The sequence below is a fragment of the Marinobacter sp. MBR-99 genome (assembly GCF_040547575.1).
Lineage (GTDB): Bacteria > Pseudomonadota > Gammaproteobacteria > Pseudomonadales > Oleiphilaceae > Marinobacter.
This window is the reverse complement of sequence record NZ_JBEPPY010000008.1, coordinates 83,053-109,576: the sequence shown is the minus strand read 5'-3', so window position 1 is coordinate 109,576 and position 26,524 is coordinate 83,053. Positions and strand designations below refer to the sequence as shown.

22 protein-coding genes and 1 tRNA gene are annotated in these 26,524 nt (G+C 57.7%); 8 read left to right on the top strand and 15 right to left on the bottom strand.

The window, feature by feature from the left end; translation table 11 throughout:
• The first annotated feature begins 122 nt into the window (after positions 1–122).
• From livH to ABIE59_RS08860, 7 genes are all read left to right on the top strand, one after another.
• Positions 123–1,046, top strand: a complete 924-nt coding sequence (livH, locus tag ABIE59_RS08890) for a high-affinity branched-chain amino acid ABC transporter permease LivH (RefSeq protein ID WP_061330625.1) — start codon at positions 123–125, stop codon at positions 1,044–1,046.
• Entirely contained in the window at positions 1,046–2,317 is a 1,272-nt protein-coding gene (locus ABIE59_RS08885; RefSeq protein WP_354446142.1) for a high-affinity branched-chain amino acid ABC transporter permease LivM, read from the top strand. Before livH ends, ABIE59_RS08885 begins: the two co-directional genes overlap by 1 nt.
• A gap of 5 nt (positions 2,318–2,322) precedes the next feature.
• Positions 2,323–3,078, top strand: coding sequence for a high-affinity branched-chain amino acid ABC transporter ATP-binding protein LivG (livG, locus tag ABIE59_RS08880; protein WP_061330626.1), 756 nt, complete (start codon positions 2,323–2,325; stop codon positions 3,076–3,078).
• Between the two features lie 9 nt (positions 3,079–3,087).
• Entirely contained in the window at positions 3,088–3,789 is a 702-nt protein-coding gene (locus ABIE59_RS08875) for an ABC transporter ATP-binding protein (RefSeq protein WP_354446140.1), read from the top strand.
• A gap of 225 nt (positions 3,790–4,014) precedes the next feature.
• Positions 4,015–4,479, top strand: a complete 465-nt coding sequence (locus tag ABIE59_RS08870) for a DUF3015 domain-containing protein (RefSeq protein WP_061330628.1) — start codon at positions 4,015–4,017, stop codon at positions 4,477–4,479.
• An 82-nt stretch (positions 4,480–4,561) separates the two neighbouring features.
• Positions 4,562–6,427 carry an Lnb N-terminal periplasmic domain-containing protein gene (locus ABIE59_RS08865; RefSeq protein ID WP_354446138.1) on the top strand — a complete coding sequence of 622 codons (1,866 nt, stop codon included), beginning with the start codon at positions 4,562–4,564 and terminating at the stop codon, positions 6,425–6,427.
• Entirely contained in the window at positions 6,397–7,287 is an 891-nt protein-coding gene (locus ABIE59_RS08860) for an alpha/beta hydrolase (protein ID WP_502915341.1), read from the top strand. Before ABIE59_RS08865 ends, ABIE59_RS08860 begins: the two co-directional genes overlap by 31 nt.
• 60 nt (positions 7,288–7,347) lie before the next feature.
• Here the strand turns inward: ABIE59_RS08860 and pnp are convergent, their stop codons facing one another.
• From pnp to ftsH, 13 genes are all read right to left on the bottom strand, one after another.
• Entirely contained in the window at positions 7,348–9,462 is a 2,115-nt protein-coding gene (gene pnp, locus ABIE59_RS08855; protein WP_354446243.1) for a polyribonucleotide nucleotidyltransferase, read from the bottom strand.
• A gap of 367 nt (positions 9,463–9,829) precedes the next feature.
• Complete coding sequence (gene rpsO, locus ABIE59_RS08850; protein ID WP_008171539.1) at positions 9,830–10,099, bottom strand: 30S ribosomal protein S15; 270 nt, start codon at positions 10,097–10,099, stop codon at positions 9,830–9,832.
• 78 nt (positions 10,100–10,177) lie between these two features.
• Entirely contained in the window at positions 10,178–11,101 is a 924-nt protein-coding gene (gene truB / locus ABIE59_RS08845) for a tRNA pseudouridine(55) synthase TruB (RefSeq protein WP_354446135.1), read from the bottom strand.
• Complete coding sequence (rbfA, locus tag ABIE59_RS08840; protein WP_354446133.1) at positions 11,098–11,529, bottom strand: 30S ribosome-binding factor RbfA; 432 nt, start codon at positions 11,527–11,529, stop codon at positions 11,098–11,100. The genes truB and rbfA overlap by 4 nt, the downstream gene beginning before the upstream one ends.
• Complete coding sequence (gene infB / locus ABIE59_RS08835; protein ID WP_354446131.1) at positions 11,529–14,072, bottom strand: translation initiation factor IF-2; 2,544 nt, start codon at positions 14,070–14,072, stop codon at positions 11,529–11,531. Before infB ends, rbfA begins: the two co-directional genes overlap by 1 nt.
• Before the next feature lie 20 nt (positions 14,073–14,092).
• Complete coding sequence (gene nusA / locus ABIE59_RS08830) at positions 14,093–15,586, bottom strand: transcription termination factor NusA (protein WP_106694144.1); 1,494 nt, start codon at positions 15,584–15,586, stop codon at positions 14,093–14,095.
• Positions 15,587–15,640: 54 nt separating this feature from the next.
• The gene (gene rimP / locus ABIE59_RS08825) at positions 15,641–16,102 is read right to left on the bottom strand and encodes a ribosome maturation factor RimP (RefSeq protein WP_058092549.1); all 462 of its coding nucleotides are present in this window, start codon (positions 16,100–16,102) and stop codon (positions 15,641–15,643) included.
• Between the two features lie 315 nt (positions 16,103–16,417).
• Positions 16,418–16,502: transfer RNA gene (locus tag ABIE59_RS08820), tRNA-Leu, on the bottom strand.
• 8 nt (positions 16,503–16,510) lie between these two features.
• The gene (secG, locus tag ABIE59_RS08815; protein WP_152439078.1) at positions 16,511–16,888 is read right to left on the bottom strand and encodes a preprotein translocase subunit SecG; all 378 of its coding nucleotides are present in this window, start codon (positions 16,886–16,888) and stop codon (positions 16,511–16,513) included.
• Between the two features lie 24 nt (positions 16,889–16,912).
• On the bottom strand, positions 16,913–17,671 hold the full coding sequence (gene tpiA, locus ABIE59_RS08810) for a triose-phosphate isomerase (RefSeq protein WP_354446128.1): 759 nt from the start codon (positions 17,669–17,671) through the stop codon (positions 16,913–16,915).
• 84 nt (positions 17,672–17,755) lie between these two features.
• Complete coding sequence (gene glmM / locus ABIE59_RS08805; RefSeq protein WP_354446126.1) at positions 17,756–19,099, bottom strand: phosphoglucosamine mutase; 1,344 nt, start codon at positions 19,097–19,099, stop codon at positions 17,756–17,758.
• Positions 19,099–19,929 (bottom strand): dihydropteroate synthase, encoded by an 831-nt coding sequence (gene folP, locus ABIE59_RS08800; protein ID WP_354446124.1) that lies wholly within the window; start codon positions 19,927–19,929, stop codon positions 19,099–19,101. Before folP ends, glmM begins: the two co-directional genes overlap by 1 nt.
• Positions 19,930–20,025: 96 nt before the next feature.
• Positions 20,026–21,963, bottom strand: coding sequence for an ATP-dependent zinc metalloprotease FtsH (ftsH, locus tag ABIE59_RS08795; RefSeq protein WP_354446122.1), 1,938 nt, complete (start codon positions 21,961–21,963; stop codon positions 20,026–20,028).
• Positions 21,964–22,361: 398 nt separating this feature from the next.
• Between ftsH and yhbY the strand changes: the two genes are divergently transcribed.
• Entirely contained in the window at positions 22,362–22,670 is a 309-nt protein-coding gene (gene yhbY / locus ABIE59_RS08790) for a ribosome assembly RNA-binding protein YhbY (protein WP_354446120.1), read from the top strand.
• Positions 22,671–22,782: 112 nt separating this feature from the next.
• Here yhbY and greA read toward each other — a convergent pair whose 3' ends face one another.
• Both greA and carB read right to left on the bottom strand, forming a co-directional pair.
• A complete protein-coding gene (gene greA / locus ABIE59_RS08785; protein WP_076657186.1) occupies positions 22,783–23,262 on the bottom strand; it encodes a transcription elongation factor GreA in 480 nt (159 codons plus the stop codon).
• Positions 23,263–23,266: 4 nt separating this feature from the next.
• The gene (carB, locus tag ABIE59_RS08780; protein WP_354446118.1) at positions 23,267–26,485 is read right to left on the bottom strand and encodes a carbamoyl-phosphate synthase large subunit; all 3,219 of its coding nucleotides are present in this window, start codon (positions 26,483–26,485) and stop codon (positions 23,267–23,269) included.
• Positions 26,486–26,524: the final 39 nt, after the last annotated feature.

Genomic DNA, 26,524 nt, shown 5'->3' with positions numbered 1-26,524 from the left:
TTCCCGCCGCGACCCGGGGGAAGGTGTTTTTCTGGGCTTCTGCTGACCCGCTTGGCTACCTGACGGACACCCCGTCAACGGGACAAGGAGTGCGGGCAGCAGGCATTCGGAGTTCCACACAGATGCAAGACCTCCTTTATTTCTCACAGCAGCTCATTAACGGGCTGACGATCGGCAGCACCTATGCCCTGATCGCCATCGGCTATACGATGGTTTACGGCATCATCGGCATGATCAACTTCGCCCATGGTGAGATTTACATGATTGGCGCCTACACCGCGTTGATCGCCATCACCGGCCTGGCCACCCTGGGCATTGCCTGGTTACCCCTGGTGCTGATCGTCGCCCTGATCTGCGCCATGATCGTATCCAGCTCCATGGGCTGGGCGGTGGAAAGGGTAGCTTACCGGCCAGTACGCGGCCGGCACCGGCTGATTCCGCTGATCTCCGCCATCGGCATGTCCATTTTCCTGCAAAACTACGTACACCTGGCGCAGGGTTCCCGCAACATTGGCTTCCCGGCTCTGATCGATGGCAGCTTTCGCTTCGGCACTGGCGAGGGCTTCCAGCTATCAATCTCCTACATGCAGATCACCATTTTCATTACCACGCTTGTCTGCATGACCATTCTCTCGCTGTTTATTTCCCGCTCCCGCATCGGGCGTGCGTGTCGGGCAGTCTCCCAGGATCTTGGCATGGCCAACCTGCTGGGCATTGATACCAACCGCATCATTTCCGCCACTTTCGTGATCGGCGCCGCGCTGGCCGCGGTGGCCGGTCTGCTGCTGGGCATGTACTACGGCTCGGTAGACCCACTGTTCGGTTTTATTGCCGGCCTGAAAGCCTTTACTGCCGCGGTGCTTGGCGGCATTGGCAGCATTCCCGGCGCCATGCTGGGCGGGCTGATTCTGGGTGTTGCTGAGAGCATGACCTCCGGCTATCTGAGTGGTGAATACAAAGATGTCGTGTCATTCAGCCTGCTGATCCTGATTCTGTTGTTCAAACCCACCGGACTGCTGGGCAAACCGGAGGTTGAGAAGATCTGATGGCAGCACATAACTTTAAACACGCCCTGTTCTGTGCGGTGATCACCATCATCATCGCCTACCCCATTCTCGGCCTGAACCTGGTTGCCCAAGGCACTCGAGTGGGCCTCGAAGGCGCCGATGCCAGCACCATTATCTCTGTGATGGTGGCCGCTGGCATTGTGTTTTTCTTCCAGCTTTACCGCGACACCATCATGGTAAATCTCGGCAAATTGCCGGCACTGAATCCTTTGGCAGGCCGGGAGCCCCTGGCACAAGCCAAGCGAGTAAAGCTGGAGTCCTGGGCGCTGACCGGCATCATTGTGCTGGCCCTGTTCTGGCCATTCTTCGTGTCCAGGGGCTCGGTGGATCTGGCGACGCTGGTGCTGATCTACGTCATGCTGGCGCTGGGCTTGAACGTGGTCGTTGGCCTGGCCGGGCTGCTCGATCTTGGCTACGTCGCTTTCTACGCCGTGGGTGCCTATACCTTTGCCCTGCTGTCCCAGTACATGGGCATTTCGTTCTGGATGGCCCTGCCCATCGGGGCCCTGCTCGCCGCCCTGTTCGGCCTGGTACTGGGTTTTCCCGTACTGCGATTGCGCGGCGATTACCTGGCCATCGTGACACTTGGTTTCGGGGAAATCATCCGGATTCTGCTGAATAACTGGACCTCCATCACCGGCGGCCCAAATGGTATTGGTGGCATTCCCGAGCCCACTCTGTTCGGTATGGAATTCGGCCGGCGCGTTAAGGAAGAAGGCAATACCTCGTTCCACGAAACCTTTGGCATTGCCTACAGCGGCGAGCACAAGGTGATTTTCCTGTACCTGATAGCCCTGGTACTGGCGGTGATCACCGCTCTGGTGATTCGCCGCCTGATGCGCATGCCAGTGGGCCGCGCATGGGAAGCCCTGCGGGAAGATGAAATTGCCGCCCGCTCACTGGGCCTGAGCCGCACCGCGGTGAAGCTTTCAGCGTTCACCATCGGCGCGTTCTTTGCCGGCTTTGCCGGCACCGTGTTTGCCTCCAAGCAGGGCTTTATCAGCCCGGAGTCGTTCGTGTTCCTCGAATCCGCCATCATTCTGGCCATTGTGGTGCTCGGCGGTATGGGCTCGCAAATCGGCGTCATACTCGCCGCCATTGCGGTCACCATATTGCCGGAACTGGCCCGTGAGTTTGCCGACTACCGTATGCTGGTGTTCGGTGCAGCCATGGTGTTGATGATGGTGTGGCGGCCACAGGGCCTGATGCCCATGCGGCGGATTCACATTGAACTGAAACGGCAGGAGTGACAGACATGCTGGATGTAAAAAATCTGTCCATGCGCTTCGGCGGCCTGCTGGCAGTCGATCAGGTCAGCCTGGATGTGCAGGAACACGAAATCGTTTCCATCATCGGGCCAAACGGTGCCGGCAAAACCACGGTGTTTAACTGCATCAGCGGGTTCTACAAACCCAGTGGTGGCAAGATCCTGTTCGAAGGCAAGGAGGTGCAAGGCAAGCCCGACTACAAAATCTCGCGGCTGGGCATGGTGCGGACCTTTCAGCACGTTCGCCTGTTCAACAAAATGACCGTGGTGGAAAACCTGCTGGTGGCCCAGCATCGGCATCTGAACACCAACCTGCTGTCCGGACTGATTAAAACCCCCAACTACCGATCACGGGAGCAGAAATCCCTGGACCGGGCAGCCTACTGGCTGGAGCGGGTGGGTCTGCTTGATCTTGCCAACCGGGATGCCGGCAACCTGGCCTACGGCCAGCAACGGCGCCTGGAGATTGCCCGCTGCATGGTGACCGAGCCCAAACTGCTGATGCTGGATGAACCCGCAGCTGGCCTGAACCCGGCAGAAACCAAAGACCTCAATCAACTGATTGTCAGCCTCAAAGAGGACTATAACGTCTCGGTACTGTTGATCGAGCACGATATGAGCCTGGTGATGGACATCTCCGATCGGATTACCGTGATCAACCAGGGCCGTCCCCTGGCTGCAGGCACACCGGACGAAGTGCGCCAGAACGATGACGTTATCAAAGCTTATCTGGGCGAGGCCTGAGGAAACACCATGCTAGTACTGGAAAACGTGCACACCCACTACGGCAAGATCGAGGCCTTGCACGGGGTATCGGTAGAAGTAAACAAGGGGGAGATTGTTTCACTGATCGGTGCCAACGGCGCGGGCAAAACCACTCTGTTGATGACCGTTTGTGGCAATCCACAGGCCAGTTCCGGGAGAGTGATTCTGGAAGGCCGGGATATTACCAATGAAGCCACCTCCAACATCATGCGCTCCGGCATCGCCATTGTCCCTGAGGGCCGGAGAGTCTTCTCCGGCCTGACCGTGGAAGAGAACCTGGCCATGGGCGGGTTCTTCAACACCAAGGCCGAGATCCGCAAAAGCCAGGAGCACGTGTACGAGCTGTTCCCCCGCCTGAAGGAGCGGGAACACCAGCGGGCCGGCACCATGTCGGGCGGCGAACAGCAAATGCTGGCCATTGGCCGGGCGTTGATGAGCAAGCCCAGGATGATCATCCTGGATGAGCCGTCACTTGGCCTTGCGCCCATCATCATCAAACAGATCTTCGAGATCATCGGGCAGTTGCGGGAGGAGGGCATCACCGTATTCCTCGTGGAACAGAATGCCCACCAGGCCCTGAACCTGGCCGACCGGGGTTATGTGCTGGAAACCGGGCGCATCCGGCTGCACGATACGGGTAAAAACCTGTTAGCCAACCCAGAGGTGCGGGAGGCTTATCTGGGCGGGTGATCGTTACCCGCCGCCGACAACGACAGAATTCGGAGTGACAGATATCAATAACCCTTTGATCCGTCAGTTTGTATTCTTCCCAAACACGGGTTTTCATCTATACTGAACCCAACGGTCACACCAATCACCGGTAACCATATCGGGGCCGTTAGCTTGCAGCCGATTCAGGACTTACAGGTTGCAGGGTATGCGACGAAAGCAAAAAACCACATAAAGGAGTGGATAATGAAAAAACTGATCGCAGGTGCAATTCTTCTTGGTGCTTCCTCCATGGCATTCGCTCAGCCTGGCTGTGGCGTAGGCGCCATGATCTGGAAAGGACAGTCCGGCGTTGCGCCGCACGTACTGGCCGCCACCACCAACGGAACCTTCGGTAACCAGACCTTCGGTATGACTACCGGTACCCTCGGCTGCCAGACTAACCAGTCTGTTCAGTCCATGGCCATGTACATGGACAGCAACATCGACAAGGTTGCCCGTGACATGTCCCGTGGTTCCGGTGAAAACCTGGAAACCCTGGCAGTACTGCTGGGTGTAGACGCGGCTGACCGTGAGGCCTTCCGCAAAGTGCTGCAAGACAACTTTGCCAGCATTTTCCCGAACTCTGACACCACCTCTGGTGAAGCGGTAGATGCTATCGTTTCCCTGCTTGAGCAGAACGAGTCTCTGAGCAAGTACGTGGCTGCGTAATAACGCATTCCCAAAGGATTGACGCGGCGCCACGGATGGCGCCCTCCTGCACCCAATCGCAATCCGGACTCTGATCTCCCCTATGGGTAACATCTTGCGCCCCCGGCAGGCCGCTCTGTGGCTTGCATGCTCACTCTCGGCCCAGGCCGCCCTTGCCGTTACACCCGATGAACTGCACCACCACCCGGTATGGCTGACCCTTGGCCACTATCAAACCGAACGGTTTAGTTCCAACTATACCAGCCAAGCGGACGACCCTGCGTTCTTCCTGAGTGAGAATGGAAAAACCTCACCCAGGGAAGAGCTGGAGGCGACCCTTGCCGCCATTCAGCAACCCGGCGACGGCGACGATCACGCCCGATGCCGCTTTCCGGCCCGCGATGCCTGGCTTCGGGAGCAGCTCGACCTGCCGGATGACCCTGTCAGCTGCCCGGCCTATGACGAGTGGGCCGCCGAACTGAACACTGAGAAGGTCACACTGGTCTTTGCCGCCTCTTACCTGAACAGCCCGTCGTCCATGTTCGGCCATACCTTCCTGCGACTGGACCCACCCCAGGAGGATGAAGAAGCCGACCTGCTGCTGGCCAATACCATTTCTTACGCAGCGGACGCCGCCGAGCACGACAGCGAGCTGCTGTTTGCCTATCGGGGTATTTTCGGCGGTTATCCCGGGATTACCTCCATCCGCCCCTATTACGAAATGATCCGGCTGTACAACGACATTGAACACCGGGATCTTTGGGAATACACCCTGAACCTGACCCAGCCAGAAGTCGACACCATGCTGGCCCACACCTGGGAGATTCAGGACAAGAATTTCGATTACTACTTCTTTGATGAAAACTGCGCCTACCGTTTGCTGGCACTGATTGATGCCGCGCGCCCGGGCACCAACCTGCTCGGTGAAGTGAGCACCCACGCAATCCCCTCCGACACAGTACGCTGGGTTCGCGATGCAGACCTTGTAGAAAGCATTCACTACCGGCCCTCGGCAGCGACAGCAGTCAGCCACAGCCTCGACACCCTGCCACGCGACCATCAAACCCTGGCCGCAGCCATCGCCAATGGCTATGTGCAAGTGAATGGCCCTGAAATGCAGCAGCTCTCTGATCAGGAAAGAGCCTGGGTACTGGACGCCACTTACGACTACGTGCGCTACCAAAGCGAAGCCCGTGGCTGGCCGAGGGAATTTTCTGCCCCCCTGTCACATCAGCTATTGGTCTCCCGCAGCCGGATAGATCGTGTGGACGAAATTCCACCGGTACCGGAGCCAACCGTTCGTGACGACCAGGGCCACGATACCTTCCGGGTAAGCCTCGGCAGTGGCCAACTGGACCATGCCGAGTTCACCCAATTGACCCTGCGCCCGGCCTACCATGACGTACTGGACCCGCCGGAGGGCTACCGGTCTGGCGCCCAGTTACAGTTCCTGCGGCTGGACGCCAGGCTCTACCATGACAATGACGAACTTCAGGTGGAACAGATTGTGGGTGTGGAGATCCGCTCCCTGAGCCCTCGCAACCAGTTCTTCTCTCCCATTTCCTGGCAGGTAGGCTTTGGCGGCCGGCGCACAGACACCGGCACACAGCGGGTGCTCACGCCCTACCTGGAGGGCGGCGCCGGTGGAAGCTGGAGCCTGAACCACAACACCCAGGCCTTCGCCGTGGCCACCGCGGACCTGGAAGTCGACGATGACATCCGCCGCGGCTACGACTTCGCCCCGGGTGCCGATCTTGGCCTGCTGCACCAGAACAACCGGTTCAGCCTTCTGGCCGGCGCCAAAACCAAGGCCTGGATCATCAGCAGCCAACACCGGCAGGACCAGCTGTACCTCAAAGGCAATCTGCACATCGGTCGGGAATTCAGCCTGTTTGCCGAATTCACCCGGGAAGACCACTTCAACAGGTACCAAAGCACATGGCAGGCTGGCATTCACGCGTATTTCTGATGAACTTCAGGCTGAGCAAAAGGCCAGCACGACTCATCCTGCTGGCCTTTGTCGCCCTGCTGCAAACTGGCTGCAGCAGCGTGTTCTTCTACCCGGACAACGTAACCTACATCACCCCGGACCGCCTGAACCTGGAGTATGAAGACATTTACCTGGACACCGCCGATGGCGAAACCCTCCACGGCTGGTGGCTGCCCGCCCTCACAGACGGACCCGCCAAAGGCACCGTCTATTACCTGCACGGCAACGCCCAGAACGTCAGCGCCCACATCCTCAACGTCGCGTGGTTACCGGAACAAGGCTACAACGTCTTTGCCATCGACTACCGGGGCTACGGCCAATCCACCGGCGCGCCAGACATAGAAGGCGCCCTTCACGACACCGAAACCGGCCTGCGCTGGCTTGCCGAGCGGCACCCCGACAACGACCACCCCCTGTTCCTCCTTGGCCAAAGCCTCGGCGGCGGCCTGGGCATTGCCCTCGCCAGTGAATGGGTGCAACGCGGCGAACACCCCCAACTCAGCGGCGTAATCCTCGACGGCACCTTCTCCGGCTTCCGCCTGATCGCCCGCGAAAAACTCGGAGAATTCTGGCTCACCTGGCCATTCCAGATCCCCCTGAGCTGGAGCATCACCGACAACTACGAAGGTGTAGACCGCATCGCCAACATCGCCCCGGTCCCCGTCAAAATCATCCACAGCGCCCGCGACGGCATCATCCCGTTCCACCACGGCATGCGCCTGTACGAAGCCGCAGAACAGCCCAAAGACTTCCTGAGGACCGATACACCCCACGGCGCGACGTTTATTCTGCCAGCGTATCGGGAGGCGGTACTGGAGTTCATGGAAGGGGCTTTTTAGCCCCAGAAACGAGAAAACCCGCCAAAAGGCGGGTTTTCTCAATACTGACTAACCAAAAAATCAGTCAGCGAAGTCAGTCGGCTGCTCGCCTTCCTTAACTTCCTTCATGGACAGCTTAACGCGACCACGGTTGTCTACATCCAGCACCTTCACCAGAACTTCCTGACCTTCGCTCAGCTCGTCAGTCACGTTCTCAATGCGGCGCTCAGAGATCTGGGAAATGTGCACCAGACCGTCCTTGCCAGGCAGGATGTTAACAAAGGCACCGAAGTCCACAATGCGCTCAACGCGGCCCTTGTAAATAGCGCCCACTTCGATCTCGGCGGTGATTTCCTTCACGCGATTCACCGCGGCTTGTGCAGCTGCAGCGTTATCGGCGTAGATCTTCACATTGCCATCGTCATCCAGGTCAATAGACGCACCGGTCTCGTCACAGATAGAACGAATCACAGAACCGCCCTTACCGATAACGTCACGGATCTTGTCCGGATGGATCTTGATGGTGGTGATGCTCGGCGCACGCTCAGACAGCTCGGCACGCGGAGTGGAGATCACCTTGTTCATCTCGTCCAGGATCTGCAGACGCGCAGCGTGGGCCTGCTCCAGGGCAATTTCCATGATCTCGTCGGTGATACCCTGGATCTTGATATCCATCTGAAGGGCGGTAACGCCCTCTTTGGTACCAGCAACCTTGAAGTCCATGTCGCCCAGGTGGTCTTCGTCACCCAGGATGTCAGTCAGAACGGCGAACTTGTCACCTTCCTTGACCAGACCCATGGCGATACCGGCCACCGGCGCCTTGATGGGAACACCAGCATCCATCAGTGCAAGGCTAGAGCCACAAACGGAAGCCATGGAGCTGGAACCGTTGGATTCAGTGATCTCGGAAACCGCACGAATGGCATACGGGAATTCTTCAATGGTCGGCATAACCGCCAGAACACCACGCTTGGCCAGGCGACCATGGCCCACTTCACGACGGCCCGGAGTACCAACACGGCCGGCTTCACCGACGGAGTACGGAGGGAAGTTGTAGTGGAACAGGAACGGATCTTTACGCTCGCCTTCCAGTGCGTCGATAATCTGCACATCACGGGTGGTACCCAGAGTGGCAGTTACGATGGCCTGGGTTTCACCACGGGTGAACAGGGCAGAACCGTGAACAGACGGCAGAATGCCCACTTCCACTTCGATCGGGCGCACCGTCTTGTTGTCACGGCCGTCGATACGCGGCTTGCCATCAATAACCTGCTGGCGAACCACAGACTTCTCAACCTTGCCGAAGTACTTCTTCACCAGCTCTTCGGAAGGCTGACCTTCTTCTTCACCGGCCAGCTTTTCAACGGCCGCAGCCTTGATCTCGCCCAGACGCTCGTAGCGAGCCATCTTGTCACGAATGGCGTAGGCCTCTTCGATGGCACCACCAAACTCGGATTTGATGGCATTCAGAAGCTCGGTATTTTCAGCCTCAGGCTGCCACTCCCAACGCGGCTTGCCGTGTTCAGCGGCAAATTCCTTGATGGCGGTAATGGCCGCCTGCATTTCCTGGTGGCCGAACAGTACGCCGCCCAGCATCTGGTCTTCGGTCAGGCCTTTGGCCTCGGACTCAACCATCAGCACCGCGTCTTCGGTACCGGCAACCACCATGTCCAGATCAGAGCTGGCCAGCTCTTCAAAGGTCGGGTTCAGGAAGTAGCCTTTGTCGTTGGTGAAACCAACGCGGGCAGCACCGATAGGACCATCAAACGGGATACCGGAAATTGCCAGTGCAGCAGAGGCCGCCAGCATGGCCGCGATATCCGGATCGTGGTTCTTGCTGGCAGACATGACGGTACAGATAACCTGTACTTCGTTCATGTAGCCACTCGGGAACAATGGGCGAATCGGACGGTCGATCAGGCGGGAAGTCAGCGTCTCTTTCTCGGACGGACGGCCTTCACGCTTGAAGAAGCCACCGGGAATTTTACCGGCCGCATAGGTCTTCTCAAAGTAGTTAACGGTCAGCGGGAAAAACGGCTGACCCGGCTTGGCTTCCTTGGCACCAACAACGGTACCCAGTACAGCGGTATCGCCTGTGGACACGAGAACGGAACCGGTTGCCTGACGGGCAACACGACCGGTTTCCAGGGTGAAGGTTTCGCCACCCATTTCAAAGGTTTTCTTACGTGGTTGCAGATCCACAATAAACTCCTGCTCTTTTCAACGGTTAATACCTGACCGGGTGACACCCACCCTTGCCAGGTTTTCTTTACCACCGCAGCAGTCTGATCTGTGAACCGAAAGGCAACCCGTCTGAAAGCTAACAGGCTGTTGCAAAACCCCGGTATGGCTGGCAGCCAGTTTTTGCTACCCCGGGCTTTTCAACAACCTGCTATCAATATCGGCTTTCCATTAGACAGAGAAAATCCTTCGGTTTCACTGACAAATCAACTGCAGCATAAACACCGTCTGGCATCCCCTGAGCGGGCACACACAGACAGTGGAAGAGAAGCGCGGCTGGCCCGAGGCAACCCCGGACCAGCCTTCAGGTCGCTAAACCGGATTAGCGACGCAGACCCAAGCGCTGGATCAGTTCCAGGTAGCGGTCAGCGTTTTTACGCTTGAGGTAGTCCAGCAGCTTACGACGCTGGTTTACCATCCGGATCAGGCCGCGGCGGGAATGGTGATCCTGCTTGTTGGCCTTGAAGTGATCCTGCAGCTTGTTGATGTTGGCGCTCAGCAGTGCAACCTGAACTTCAGGAGAACCGGTATCGCCGTCACCTTGCTGAAAATCCTTAACGATCTGAGCTTTCTCATTGGCAGACAGTGCCATATTACACCTCATGGTTTGCGATGCTGATAAATCCGGCCGAACCGCGCATCTCTACAGCCCGGCTATTCAGCGGCGGTGTTACCCACCGCTGCTCTTTACCAGACGGCGTGGCACCAGTTTGGTGTCATCGCCTTCCGGCATAGCTTCTGCCAATCCCACGAAGTTGCGATCGCCGTAGACACGCACGAAGCCTTCAAGGGACTGACCCGGTATTCTAACCGGTTGTCCGTTCAATATCGATACCAGCGGCGAGCCCGACAGCCGGTGCTCCGGGAACATGGTCAATGCGCTTTCCGGCGGCAGCAACAAGCCATCCAGGCTCTCGCCGCGCTCGCGCATGGCTTCCAGGTCTTTGACATCGTGAGCGTTTTCCAGAGTGTAGCCGGAGGCCAGGGTACGCCGCAGGGCACTGACATGGGCACCGCAACCAAGTACTGCACCGATGTCTTCAACCAGTGAGCGTATATACGTACCCTTGGTACAGGTGACCGCCAGATCCAGCTCCTGCTCGCGAACCGCCAACAGGGTCAACTCATAGATGGTGACAGGCCGCGCAGGGCGTTCGATCTCAATGCCTTCGCGAGCATACTCGTACAGTGGCCGGCCTTTGTGCTTGAGCGCGGAATACATCGACGGCACCTGCTGGATATCGCCCCGAAACTGTTCAAGTACGGCCTCCACCTGGGCTTCGGTCAACGCCGGCACCGGTTTTTCTTCAACCACTGCGCCTTCGCTATCACCGGTTTCTGTCCGTATGCCCAACCGAGCGGTAGTGACATAAGCCTTGTCACTGTCGAGCATGGTCTGGGAAAACTTGGTGGCTTCGCCAAAACACAATGGCAAGACACCGGTGGCGAGAGGATCAAGGGCGCCTGTATGGCCAGCCTTGGCAGCCCCATACAAACGCTTTACCTGCTGCAGAATACCGTTGGAGGTGACACCCTGGGGCTTGTCGATCACCAGGATGCCATTAACGTCACGACCTTTACGTCTTCGACTCAAGCGTCACGCTCCGGATTATCAGAAACCGGGTCGTCGTGATCATCGCGGGGAACGGCTGGCTGATCACCGACCGCTTCCCGGATCAGACGATCCATCTTGCGGCTCTGGTTGAGCAAGCTGTCGAAATGAAAGCGCAGGTGAGGTACCACCCGCAGCTTCATCGCCCGCCCGACCTGACCACGGAGAAACCCCGAGGCCTTGTTGAGTACCGACAAAGAATCCTGCACTTCCGGAGATTGCTCGGTAAGCTCTTCGGTCGACAACAGCGAAACGTAGATATCGGCATAGCCCAGGTCACGGCTGACCTTGACAGCATTCACCGTGACCATACCAACGCGAGGGTCTTTGACCTCGCGCTGGATGAGCTGAGCCAGTTCACGCTGCATCTGATCGCCGATACGATCTATGCGACTGTATTCCCGTGCCATCAGGCCCCCGTTGATTCGAGCTGACGCTCAACGCGAACGCGATCGAACACCTCGATCTGATCGCCCACTTTCACGTCGTAGCCTTTAACACCGATACCACACTCCATGCCGTTGCGGACTTCCGGTACGTCATCCTTGAAGCGACGCAGGGATTCCAGCTCGCCCTCGAAGATAACCACGTTGTCACGCAGTACGCGGATCGGCTTGTTACGGTATACGGTACCCTCGGTCACCATGCAGCCGGCCACTTGGCCAAACTTCGGTGAACGGAACACGTCACGCACATCGGCGATACCCACGATGTCTTCCCGGAATTCGGGCTTGAGCATACCAGTCAGGGCCGACTTAACATCATCAATCAGGTTATAGATGATGCTGTAGTAGCGCAGATCCAGACCTTCCTGCTCAACCAGGCGCTTGGAAGCGGTATCCGCACGCACGTTGAAACCGAAGATAACGGCGTTGGTAGCCATGGCCAGGCTCACGTCTGTCTCGGCAATACCGCCGACACCAGATGAGACAATCTTGACCTGAACTTCCTCGTTACCCAGGTCCTGCAGGGCCTTGGTGATGGCCTCCAGGGAACCACGAACGTCGGTCTTGAGAACAACATTAAGGGTTTTGACTTCGTCTTTACCCATGTTTTCGAACATGTTCTCCAGCTTGGCGGCCTGCTGACGCTGCAGGCGCTGCTCGCGCTCGCGGGTCTGGCGGAATTCGGCCAGTTCTTTGGCTTTCTTCTCATCAGCCACGGCGAAGAACTCATCACCCGCATCCGGTGTGCCGTTCAGGCCAAGAATCTCGACCGGAATGGAGGGGCCCGCGTCCTTGACCTGCTTGCCAGCTTCGTCGGTCATCGCCCGAACCTTGCCGTAGAAGGATCCGGCTACGACCATGTCGCCCTGACGCAGGGTGCCGTTCTGAACCAGAACCGTTGCCACCGAACCACGACCACGTTCCAGACTGGACTCAACAACCACACCGCGCGCGGATGCGTCAGGTGAGGCTTCCAGCTCCAGAATCTCCGCCTGCAGCAGAACCGCTTCAAGCAGGTCATCAATACCCAGACCGGTATGGGCAGAAACCGGCACAAACTGTACATCGCCACCCCAGTCCTCAGGAATCACATCCAGGGCAGACAGTTCGTTCTTGATGCGATCCGGGTCGGCTTCTTCCTTATCCATCTTGTTGATGGCAACCACCAGCGGCACACCGGCAGAGCGTGCATGCTGAACCGCTTCCTTGGTTTGCGGCATAACGCCGTCATCTGCGGCCACAACCAGAATAACGATATCCGTACACTGAGCACCGCGTGCACGCATGGCGGTAAACGCCGCGTGGCCCGGTGTATCCAGGAAAGACACCATGCCGTGGTCGGTTTCTACGTGGTAGGCACCGATGTGCTGGGTAATACCACCGGATTCACCAGCCGCAACCTTGGTGCGACGAATGTAATCCAGCAAGGATGTCTTACCGTGGTCAACGTGACCCATCACGCTCACTACCGGGGCGCGCTTGATTTTCTCTTTGCCTTCATGCAGCTCGGTAATCTCGCTCAGCACTTCTTCTTCAAAGGCATCTTCGCTGACTGCTTTGGGCTTGTGGCCCAGCTCTTCAGTCACCAGAACAGCGGTTTCCTGATCCAGCGCCTGGTTGATGGTGGCCATAACGCCCATTCCCATCAGGGTTTTGATGACATCAGCGGCTTTGACAGCCATGCGCTGGGCAAGATCACCGACGGTGATGGTTTCCGGAATCTGTACTTCTCTAACCATTGGCTTTGTGGGCCTCTCGAAAGCATGACGCTTTTCTTTCGGTTTCTTTTTAGCCCGCAGCTGCTTGCGAGGAACGGTTTCTTCCTCGTCTTCAGAAATCACCAGAGGTTCTTCAACCGGACGGCTGCGAGGGCCGCGATGGCCAGCCTGTTTCTTCTTCGGCTTGCCTTCTTCGATATCGTCGCCGCGCTCGCGTACCTTTTCTTTCTTTTTCTTTGGCTTGCGATCCCGACCTTCGTCTTCAGGCGGAGGCATGGGCATATCCTCCGGTGCAGTTTCCAGTTCGGGTTCGGACTTTTCTTCCTGAACCGGCTCGGCCGCTGCCGGCTCCGTTGGAGCATTGGTTTCTGCCGGCTTTTCCTGCTGCTCTGCAGCCACTTTCGGTGCTTCATCGACCACCGGCGTTTCAGTCGCGGGTTGTTCCGCTACGTCTTCCGGCTTCGGTGCTTCAACCTCCGGCTCCGGCTCCGGCTGCAGTTCCGCACGCTTGATATAGGTGCGGCGCTTGCGTACTTCCACGTTTACCGTTTTTGCCTTACCAGCCTTCAACGTAGTGGTGGTTTTACGCTTCAGGGTAATCTTGTTCGGCTCTGCCTGAGCTTCACCGTGGGTCTTTCTCAGATAGGTCAGCAACTGCTGCTTCTCATCACTGGTGACAGCGTCGTTCTCACTACGGGCTTTCAGGCCCGCTTCCACGATCTGCTTCAGCAAACGATCCACGGGAGCGCCTACATCTGCGGCCAGTTGTTTTACCGTTACATCAGCCATACTGGTCCTCCTCTCCCGAATCAGGCCTGGTCTTCAAACCAGGGGGCACGCGCGGTCATGATCAGCTGACCAGCACGCTCTTCATCCATACCTTCAATTTCGAGCAGTTCGTCAATTGACTGCTCGGCCAGATCTTCCATCGTACGCACGCCCATACCGGCGAGCTTGAACGCCAGCGAACGGTCCATACCTTCCATGTTGAGAAGATCTTCGGCGGGCTCTGCGCCCTCCAGGGCTTCTTCACTTGCCAGCGCCTGGTTCAACAGGACGTCCTTGGCACGACGGCGCAGCTCTGTGACGGTTTCTTCGTCAAAACCATCGATGGCCAGCATTTCTTCCATTGGCACGTACGCCACTTCCTCGATCGAGGTAAAGCCTTCGTCGATCAGGACACCGGCAAATTCCTCGTCAACATCCAGGTGCGCGGTAAAGTGCTCCACCAGACGGGTGTATTCCTGCTCCTGACGCTCACCGGCTTCCTCTTCGGTCATCACGTTCAGGGTCCAGCCGGTCAACTCGGTGGCCAGACGAACGTTCTGGCCGTTACGGCCGATCGCCTGAGCCAGATTATCCTCTGCAACAGCGACATCCATGGTGTGGCGATCTTCATCCATCACGATGGAGGCAACCTCGGCCGGCGCCATGGCGTTGATGACCAGTTGAGCAGGGTTGTCGTCCCACAACACAATATCAACACGCTCGCCGCCCAGTTCGTTGGACACGGCCTGGACCCGGGAACCCCGCATGCCCACGCAGGCACCGACGGGATCAATACGGCGATCGTTGGTCTTCACGGCAATCTTGGCGCGGGAGCCGGGGTCACGGGCTGCACCACGGATCTCGATCAGGTCCTCGGCAATCTCCGGCACCTCAATGCGGAACAGTTCAATCAGCATCTGCGCGTCGGTACGGCTCAGGATCAGCTGCGGGCCGCGATGATCGGTGCGAATCTCCAGCAGCAGGGAGCGCACGCGGTCGCCCATGCGGAAGGTTTCCCGGGGAATCAGATGCTCACGGGGCAGAAGTGCTTCGGCATTGCCACCCAGATCCACAATAACGTTGTCCCGTGTCACCTTCTTGACCGTTCCGGAAACCAGCTCGCCAACGCGGTCGCGGTAGCTGTCGACGATCTTCATGCGCTCAGCTTCGCGAACCTTCTGGAAAATAATCTGCTTGGCAGCCTGGGCACCGATACGACCAAAGGCGACTGATTCCACTTTCTCTTCGTGGATGTCACCCGGCTTCAGGTCTGGACTGATCTCTTCGGCTTCCTGGAAGGTAAGCTCTGTACCCAGCGCTGGAACGGCGTCGTTATCCACCACCAACCAGCGGCGGAAGGTCTCGTACTCTCCGGTGCGGCGGTCAATGGCAACCCGGATGTCCGCTTCCTCGTCTTCGTAACGCTTCTTGGCAGCGGTCGCGAGCGCCAGCTCGATCGCCTCGAAAATCACGTCTTTCTCGACACCTTTCTCGTTCGAGACGGATTCTACTACCAGCAAGATCTCTTTACTCATTGGATTGCCCTGCCCTCAATATAATCGATGCATCCACAGTCTTGTTCGAATGGGTCATTCAAAAACCGGTACGATGTTGGCCTTTTCAATACTGTCAAAAGGCAACAGGTATTCGTGGTCATCAACAACCACGATGACTTCATCGCCCTCTATACCTTTGATCAGGCCGGTAAATTTGCGCCTGCCTTCAAACGCCATGCGCAGCTTGATCTGGACCTGATGGCCAACGAATTCCTGATACTGCTCGAGACGAAACAGCGGCCGGTCCATACCCGGCGACGATACCTCCAGGGTGTATTCACTCTGGATGGGGTCTTCCACATCCATCACGCCGCTTATCTGACGACTGACCTTCTCGCAGTCTTCAATGCTGATGCCATTTTCCGCATCATCAATAAACACCCGAAGCATGGACTGATAGCCCCGGGAACGGTATTCGATACCCCAGAATTCATACCCGAGCCCTTCCACTACCGGGCGCAGAATGTCTTCCAGTTGTTTAAGCTTGGCTGACAAGTGTCGCCGCCTCCGTATTCAGATTTTCGGACTACAAAAACAAAAAAAGGGCTGTTGATCAGCCCTTTTTATGCACCAGGGCCCTTTGCGCCAGGCCCCTTAATCAAAAAGCCCCTATGAATGGGGCCTTTTGTTGCAAGAATTCGCAGAAAGCTAACCCAACTCTGCCCTCTGCCGACAGACACCTGGCCTGCCTGGACACCACAACGCCGTTGCAAGGTCCAATATCCGCCGGAGTATAGAGACGCCGCGCAGACTGGTCAAGGACTGACCAAAAAAAACGGCCTGGAACTTCCAAGCCGTCTTACTCAAATATGGTGCCCGGGGCCGGACTCGAACCGGCACAGCTTTCGCTACCACCCCCTCAAGATGGCGTGTCTACCAGTTTCACCACCCGGGCAACATTCTTTACTCGAGGTCAGGGAGCTGCGATTCCCCACCCTCGCTTTCGCCACCTGCAGATTCTTCGATACCAGGCGCAGCTTCAGCTGGTGCCTGACGGGATTCCTGAACTGTCGGAATACCCGCCTCCCCTGCCACTTCAGCACGCTGCTTGGCGAAGATTGCCAGCGAAAAACTCGTCACAAAAAATACAACCGCCATAAACGTGGTCAGACGGGTCAGAAAGCTGCCACTGCCCTGACTACCGAACACGGTCTGGGACGCACCGCCACCGAAAGCAGCACCGGCATCTGCACCCTTACCCTGCTGGATAAGGACCAGACCCACCAGAGCCACGGCGATCACGACGTGAACAACGACTACCAGTGTTTCCATCCAATCCATACAGACTCTCGTAAACGTTTTGGCTTAGGCACCCACCGGAAACGCACGGCAGATACTTACAAAATCTTCAGCCTTAAGGGAAGCACCACCTATAAGACCGCCATCAATATCGGGCTCTGCAAACAGAGCGGCCGCATTATCCGCTTTTACACTGCCGCCGTAAAGTACTGAAATCGTCTCAGACGGCGCGCCCATCTCTGCCAGCACCCGGCGAATATCCGCGTGCATGGCCTGGGCATCTTCTGCAGTCGCCGTCTTTCCGGTGCCTATCGCCCATACCGGCTCGTAGGCAACCACAATTTTCGACCACTGTTCACCAGCCACCGACGCCAGGCCTTGCTGAACCTGATTGGCCACTACCCGTTCAGCCGAACCGGCTTCGCGTTCTGCCAGAGTCTCACCGACGCAAAGTACTGCCGTCAGCCCGGATGCCAGAACCCGCTCGATCTTCCTGGCAACCACTTCATCGGACTCACCAAACAACTGGCGACGCTCGGAATGACCAACCAGAGCGTACTGACACCCCAGATCTTTCGCCATATCAGAGGACACTTCACCAGTGTAGGCACCTGACTGCCACTGACTGACGTTCTGCACGCCAGCAACCAATTCAGAGCCACAAAGCGCAACCACAGAGTCAACATAAAGGGCAGGAGGTATGATAACCACCTCTGCCCTGGCATCAAGACCGGCAACCTGCTCGCGGACCTGACCGACCAGCTGCTGCACAAGGTCTTTCGACCCGTTCATCTTCCAGTTTCCAGCTACGATCTTGCGACGCATACCAAATCTCAATCATCCCGACCTGAGGGAGGGCGAACTATACAGCAGACATTTGCCTTGCACAACCCGCCCTGCCCCTCAAAATCAGGGTGTTGACCGCTCCACGACACGGGCCAGCTGCTCAGCAACCCGGGCGATATCTTCGGCATTCTGACCTTCTGCCATCACCCGAATCAGAGGCTCGGTCCCGGACGCGCGCAAGAGAATCCTGCCGGCTTCACCAAGGTCAGCCTCCGCTCTGCGCACTGCCTCAACGATGTCGGACCGGCTATGAGGGTCAAACCGCCGGGCCACCCGAACATTCACCATCGTCTGGGGCAGCTTGGCCATTCCCTGACGCAACTCTCCCAAAGTCTTTCCGGACCGGCGAACAGCCAGGAGCACCTGCAACGCAGAAACAATGCCGTCGCCCGTACTGGTGCAGTCACGGATAACCATATGGCCCGAACCTTCACCGCCAAGAATCCAATTATTTGCCAGCAGCCGCTCCATCACATAACGGTCACCCACATTGGCACGCTCGAATTCGATGCCAATCTCGCGCAGCGCCAGCTCAACCCCCAGATTGGTCATCAGGGTTCCAACCACGCCACCGTTCAACCGACCTTCAGCATGACGCTGGGAGGCCAGAATAAACAGCAATTCGTCTCCATCCACCTCGGAGCCGTCCCGGTCGACCATCAGCACACGGTCACCATCGCCATCGAAAGCAATGCCCAGATCAGCCTGCTTCTCAGCAACGGTTTGTTTCAGAGCATCCAGGTGGGTCGACCCCACGTTGAGATTGATATTCAGCCCGTCCGGTTCTGCGCCAATCACCGAAACCCTGGCTCCGAGCTCTTTAAACACCTTGGGGGCAACGTGGTATGTGGCGCCATGGGCACAGTCGAGCACGATATGCAGTCCATCGAGGGTAAACTCATTGGGCACCGTACTCTTGCAGAACTCCACGTACCGGCCCGGAGCGTCGTCGACACGGCTTGCCTTGCCCAGCTCATTGGGCTCGCACACCTGAATCGGCTGCTCGAGCCAGCGCTCGATCTCAGCCTCCAGGGCGTCATCGAGCTTGGTGCCGTTAGCCGAGAAGAACTTGATGCCGTTGTCGTGGTGCGGGTTATGAGAGGCACTGATCACAATGCCTGCAGATGCCCGAAACGTTCGGGTCAGGTAGGCAATGGCCGGCGTCGGCATCGGGCCAAGCAACTTCACGTCCACCCCCGCAGCAGACAATCCCGCCTCAAGTGCGGATTCAAACATGTAACCTGACAAGCGGGTATCCTTTCCAATCAGCACGCTGTTGCGCTGACCCTGCCTCTTGAAGGCCTGGCCTGCCGCCCACCCCAGGTGCAACATAAATTCGGGGGTAATCGGGCTCTCGCCCACCCTTCCCCGGATTCCGTCGGTTCCAAAATATTTGCGCTGGGACATCAGATTGCCTCCTTAACTGCCGTCACGATCTTGACGGCGTCCACCGTTTCCCGCACATCATGCACCCTTAGGATGCTTGCGCCTTTCATGGCGGATATTGTCGCGGCAGCGAGGCTTGCCGGCAACCTTTCGTTGACGTCGCGGCCGGTAATCGCGCCCAGCATGGATTTCCGGGAAACTCCGATCAACAACGGGTGCCCCAGCAAATGCAACTGCTCCAGAGTGGCCAGCAACTGGATGTTGTGATCCACAGTTTTCCCAAAGCCAAATCCCGGGTCCAGGATAATGTTTTCCGGCCGCACACCGGCCTTTTCGACCACTCGCATCCGTTCGGTCAGAAACGAACTCACGTCGCGCCGAACGTTATGGTATCGGGGGTTATTCTGCATGGTGTCCGGCTCACCCTGGATGTGCATGATGCAGACGGGCACGCCGGCTTTGGCCGCCACTTCCGGCGCACCCTCTCGCTGGAGAGCCCGCACGTCGTTGATCAAACCGGCGCCGAGCCTGACCACTTCCTCCATCACTGCCGGGTTGCTGGTATCCACTGAAATCACGGTATCCAGCTCACGGGCAATGGCCTCCACCACAGGGCAAACCCGGTCCAGCTCTTCCTGCGTCGATACCGGCTCCGCTCCCGGCCGGGTCGATTCGCCTCCTACATCGATAAAGGAGGCGCCATCATCCACCATGGTCCGGGCACGAACGAGCGCGGCATCAGCGGTATTGAACCGGCCACCATCGGAAAAGGAATCGGGCGTAACATTGAGAATCCCCATCACCTGGCATCGGGACAGATCCACCGACCGGCCAGCAAAATTCATTTTCATAGCAGTTATTCCGACTTTGTCTGTTCTGGGGTAATAAAAACAAACGCCGCCCGGAGCCCGGGCGGCGCTGTGTCTGGTCAGGCCTTACGTTCGCGATCAGTGCTCGCCGGCAGGCCTACCCACTCCGGGCTGGCGCCCGTCATCCGATGAACGGGGCTCGGGCGCAGGCTCTTCAGCCCTCACTCCGCCGGTCGGACCGCTATCCCCCCAGTTTTTCGGTGGTCGCGGCTCTCTTCCCGCCATGATGTCATCGATCTGGTATCGGTCAATGGTCTCGTACTTCATCAAAGCTTCTGCCATGAGATCCAACTTGTCCCGGTTTTCAACCAGAATCTGCTTGGCGGTGGCATAACACTCATCAATGATGTTGCGAACTTCCTCGTCAATCCGCTGGGCGGTTTCCGGAGAGTGATGAGAGTGAGACTGACCGGCAGAACGCCCCAGGAAAGGCTCTTCACTGTCTGTGTCGTACTGCAGCGGCCCCAACTTCTCGGACAATCCCCATTTGGTGACCATATTGCGAGCCAGGCTGGTGGCACGCTCTATGTCATTGGAGGCACCGGTGGTCACACCATCAAAGCCAAGCGTCAACTCCTCGGCGATCCGGCCACCGAACAGACTGCAGATTGAGCTGGTCAGGTAGCGCTTGGAGTGACTGTACTTGTCCTCTTCCGGCAAGAACATGGTCACACCCAGGGCCCGGCCCCGGGGAATGATACTGACCTTGTATACAGGGTCATGCTCAGGCACGAGACGGCCAACGATGGCGTGGCCAGACTCGTGATACGCAGTGTTTCGCTTTTCTTTCTCGCTCATCACCATGGACTTACGCTCGGCGCCCATCATGATCTTGTCTTTCGCCAGCTCCAGCTCTTCCATAGACACCAGACGCTGGTTACGGCGCGCCGCAAACAGGGCGGCCTCGTTCACCAGGTTGGCCAGGTCTGCACCGGAGAAGCCAGGCGTACCACGAGCGATGACCGCGGGGTCAATACCATCAGCCAGGGGCACTTTCTTCATGTGCACCTTGAGAATCTGCTCACGACCAAGAATGTCCGGCAGGCTTACCACCACCTGGCGGTCAAAGCGGCCCGGGCGCAGCAGCGCAGGGTCCAGAACGTCCGGGCGGTTGGTGGCAGCAATCACGATAACGCCTTCGTTACCCTCAAAGCCGTCCATTTCAACCAGCAACTGGTTCAACGTCTGTTCACGCTCGTCATGCCCGCCGCCCATGCCGGCGCCACGATGACGACCGACAGCATCGATCTCATCGATGAAAATAATACAGGGGCTTTGTTTCTTGGCCTGCTCGAACATGTCCCGAACACGGGAAGCACCCACGCCCACAAACATCTCGACGAAGTCAGAACCGGAGATGGAGAAGAACGGCACTTTCGCTTCGCCGGCAATGGCTTTTGCCAGCAACGTCTTACCGGTACCGGGAGGACCCACCATCAACACGCCTTTCGGAATGCGGCCACCCAGACGCTGGAACTTGCTCGGGTCTCGCAGGAAGTCGACCAGTTCTTTGACATCTTCCTTCGCTTCATCAACACCGGCCACGTCGCCAAAAGTGGTCTTGATCTGGTCTTCACTGAGCAGGCGCGCTTTACTCTTACCGAAGGACATGGGGCCTTTGCCACCTCCGCCGCCCTGCATCTGGCGCATGAAAAACACAAACAACGCGATAATGATCAAAATCGGGAACGCGGCCACCAGCAACTGCGTCCACAGGCTCTGGCGCTCAGGCTCCTTGCCGATCACTTCGACGTTATTGGCGAGCAGATCGTCCATCAGCTTGTTGTCAGAGACCTGCGGGCGAATGGTCTGGAACTGGGAACCGTCACCACGGACACCCTGCACCTGAAGACCATCAATGGTCACCTGCCGGACCTGGCCCTGCTGGACCATCTCCACAAACTGGGAATAGTTGACTTGTTGGCCGGTGGTGGTGGGAGAGAAATTCTGAAACACCATCAACAGCACGGCGGCTATGATTAGCCAGAGAACCAGATTTTTTGCCATATCGTTCAAGGATCATCACCTGTGAATTGCGGGGCTGCTGCCACGTGGCTGCCAACCCTTTTCCGACACCTTACACTAATTGTACGTCTGTCCACCAGAAACGGCCCATCCGTATCGACCACACAACCGCTAACTGACCAGGTCAAGTAACAGCCTGGGAACCATAACCGGGGCCGCTGTCGATTTCGCGGAGTCTTTGACATCGCCCCCGCATGAAGGTTCCAGCCGATAGCCGACGGGCAGCTCAAGCCCGCTTTCCCGCCTTCCTCCACGTCAACACTATCGCCTGTAAGTGATTACGACCATTTGTGGCTGGCAGCTATCTGTTACAATCGCCCAATTATACGACGTTGTCAGCCAGTTCGCCGCTGACCTTTTGTTAATTGCACCGATAAAGAGATTACATCATGAGTCTTTCACCGGAACAGCGCCGGGAATACCGGGCCATCGCCCACAACCTGAAGCCCGTCATCATTGTTGGCGATAAAGGTCTGTCTGAGGGCTTGCAGGAAGAGCTCGAGCGGGCCCTGAACGACCATGAGCTGATCAAGATTAAAGTCGCCAGCCAGGACAGGGAAGCTCGCCAGGAGGCGATTCAGGCGCTGTGCGAGAGCTCGGGGGCCGAACTGGTGCAAACGATTGGCAAGATTGCGGTGATTCTGCGGCGGGCCAAGAAACCTAATCCGAAGTTGTCTAACCTACTTAGAAACAAATAATTATTAGCCACGGGCACTAAAAAGCCGCGCTTGGGAGTGCGGCTTTTTTTGTTTGGCTTGGGAGATCGGCGAGGTAAAAGGGGGTCAGACCCGTAGGGCAGACCCTTTGACCCTAGATGTATTCTACTTCGGAGATCTCGTATTCCACGGTGCCGGAGGGGATGCGGATGGCGACTACGTCGCCTTCGTTCTTGCCTACCAGCGCACGGGCAATCGGTGAGGATACAGACAGCTTGCCGGCCTTGATGTCGGCTTCGTCTTCGCCGACGATCTGGTATTTAACCTCTTCGTCGGTATCCATGTTCACCAGGTGTACCGTGGTGCCGAAGATCACCTTGCCCGTGTTCTCCATGGTGGTCACGTCGATCACCTGAGCAACCGAGAGCTTGCCCTCGATTTCCTGAATCCGGCCCTCAATAAAGCTCTGCTGCTCACGCGCAGCGTGGTATTCGGCATTTTCCTTGAGATCACCGTGTTCCCGGGCGTCGGCGATGGCCTGAATCACCCGGGGACGATCTTCGGACTTCAGCTTTTTCAGCTCCTCGCGCAGGCGGGCTTCGCCCGCCTTGGTCATGGGTACTCTGTCAGCCATAGTCTTACTTTCCTGCGTGTAGATCCTGGAGGCGACGTACTGTGCGCTCCGGGCCAAATTTGATGGCCCGACAGAAGGCTTCGCCACCTGCCAGTGTAGTTGTATAAGTTACCTTGGTCTGCAGGGCGGACTGGCGAATCTGAGCCGAGTCGGAAATCGCCTTGCGACCTTCGGTGGTATTGATGATCAGTTGCACCTGACCATTTTTGATGGCGTCTACAATGTGTGGCCGACCCTCGCGAACCTTGTTCACCCGTTCGACCGCCACTCCATCGGCTTCCAGCGCCTTGGCGGTGCCGGTGGTGGCGATAATCTTGAAACCGGCCTCAACCAGGTCGCGAGCCACTTTTGCTGCGCCCGGCTTGTCTACGTCACGTACAGACATAAAGGCGGTGCCCTGAGTCGGCAAACGCTCGCCAATGGCCAGCGCCGCCTTGGCAAAGGCTTCATCAAAGCTGTCACCCAGGCCCATCACTTCACCAGTGGACTTCATTTCCGGCCCAAGGATCGGGTCTACCGCCGGGAACTTGTTGAACGGGAACACAGACTCTTTAACCGCATAGTAAGTCGGCACAATTTCCTGTGTAAAGTTCAGTTCTTTCAGGGTCTTGCCGGACATCACCCGGGCCGCCACCGCGGCCAGGGACACACCGATGGCCTTGGAGACAAACGGCACGGTACGGGAGGCGCGGGGGTTAACCTCAATCACGTAGATCTCGCCATCCTGCCACGCCAGCTGCACGTTCATCAGGCCGATAACGTCCAGCTCGATGGCCATCTTCCTGACCGCTTCGCGCATTTCATCCTGAACCTCTTTGGGCAGGCTGTATGGCGGCAGCGAACAGGCGGAGTCACCGGAGTGAACACCAGCCTGCTCGATGTGCTGCATGATACCGCCGATAACCACGTCTTTGCCGTCACAGATCGCATCAATGTCCACTTCAATGGCGGCATTCAGGAAGTGGTCCAGCAGCACCGGGCTGTCGTTGGACACCAGCACCGCGTTGCGCATGTAGCGCACCAGTTCGGTTTCGTCATAGACAATTTCCATCGCCCGACCACCCAGTACGTAGGACGGGCGCACCACCAGCGGGTAGCCAATTTCGCGTGCCGCCAGAATACCTTCCTCGTGGCTGCGCACGGTGGCGTTTTCTGGCTGCTTCAGACCCAGACGCTGGATCATCTGCTGGAAACGCTCGCGGTCTTCGGCACGGTCGATGGCGTCCGGGCTGGTACCGATAATGGGCACGCCGGCCGCCTCCAGGCCACGGGCCAGTTTCAGCGGTGTCTGGCCACCGTACTGAACGATCACGCCCTTGGGCTTCTCGACGTGGATGATTTCCAGCACGTCTTCCAGGGTGATCGGCTCAAAGTACAACCGGTCGGAGGTGTCGTAGTCGGTGGACACAGTCTCCGGGTTGCAGTTGATCATGATGGTTTCGTAGCCGTCTTCACGCATGGCCAGGGCCGCGTGGACACAGCAGTAGTCGAACTCGATGCCCTGGCCTATCCGGTTCGGGCCACCGCCGATCACCACGATTTTCTCGCGGTCGGACGGCTCCGCCTCGCACTCTTCCTCGTAGGTGGAGTACATGTAGGCGGTGTCTGAGGCAAACTCGGCGGCACAGGTGTCTACGCGCTTGTACACCGGGCGTATCCCGAGGTCATGGCGCAGTTTGCGCAGGCTCACCTCGGAAATACCCAACAGTTTGGCCAGGCGAGCGTCGGAGAAGCCCTTGCGCTTGAGACGGAACAGGGTGGCCTGATCAATGTCCGCCTTGCCCGCGGATTTCAATGCGGCCTCTTCGCGCACCAGATCTTCAATCTGGACCAGGTACCAGGGATCCACCTTGGTGTGCTGAAACACTTCTTCCACGGTCATTCCGGCACGGAATGCGTCGCCGATGTACCAGACACGGTCAGCGCCCGGCACGTTGAGTTCCCGGGTCAGGGTTTCCCGGGAATTCTCGGAATCCAGTTCGTCCAGCTTCTCATCAAAACCCTCAGAACCCACCTCCAGGCCGCGTAGCGCTTTCTGCATGGATTCCTGGAAGGTGCGGCCAATGGCCATAACTTCGCCAACAGACTTCATCTGGGTGGTCAGGCGAGCGTCGGCCTGGGGGAACTTCTCAAAGGTAAAGCGCGGGATTTTGGTGACGACATAATCAATGCTCGGCTCGAACGAGGCCGGGGTCACACCACCGGTGATTTCGTTCTGCAGTTCATCGAGGGTATAGCCAATCGCCAGCTTGGCCGCCACTTTGGCAATCGGGAAGCCGGTAGCCTTGGAGGCCAGGGCCGAGGAACGGGACACCCGCGGGTTCATCTCGATCACCACCATCCGGCCGGTGTCCGGGTTGATGCCGAACTGCACGTTGGAACCGCCGGTTTCCACACCGATTTCACGCAGTACCGCCAGCGAGGCGTTCCGCATGATCTGGTATTCCTTGTCGGTGAGGGTCTGGGCCGGTGCCACGGTGATGGAGTCACCGGTATGCACGCCCATGGCATCGAAGTTTTCGATGGAGCAGACGATGATGCAGTTGTCGTTCCTGTCGCGAACAACCTCCATCTCGTACTCTTTCCAGCCGATCAGGGACTCATCAATCAGCAGCTCGTTGGTCGGCGACAAGTCGAGACCACGGGTACAGATTTCCTCGAATTCATCCTTGTTGTAGGCAATACCCCCGCCCGAGCCACCCATGGTAAAGGACGGACGGATGATACACGGGAAGCCGATGTCTTCGGACGCCGCCCAGGCCTCAGCCATGGAGTGAACGATCGTGGCGCGAGGACATTCCAGGCCGATTTTTCTCATGGCCTTGTCGAAACGGTCGCGGTCTTCGGCTTTGTCGATGGTGTCGGCATTGGCACCGATCATTTCAACGCCGTGCTTTTCCAATACACCATGCTTTTCGAGGTCCAGCGCGCAGTTCAGCGCAGTCTGGCCACCCATGGTGGGCAGCAGGGCGTCCGGCTTTTCTTTCTCGATGATCTTTTCGACGGTCTTCCAGGTGATGGGCTCGATGTAGGTGGCATCGGCCATGGCCGGGTCGGTCATGATGGTAGCCGGGTTGGAGTTCACCAGGATAACCCGGTAGCCCTCTTCACGCAGCGCCTTACAGGCCTGGGCTCCGGAGTAGTCGAATTCGCACGCCTGCCCGATCACGATGGGGCCTGCGCCCAGGATCAGGATGCTCTGGATGTCTGTACGTTTTGGCATGTCTCGGTAAACCTGTCAGCAACTTTTGAATTCTTTCAG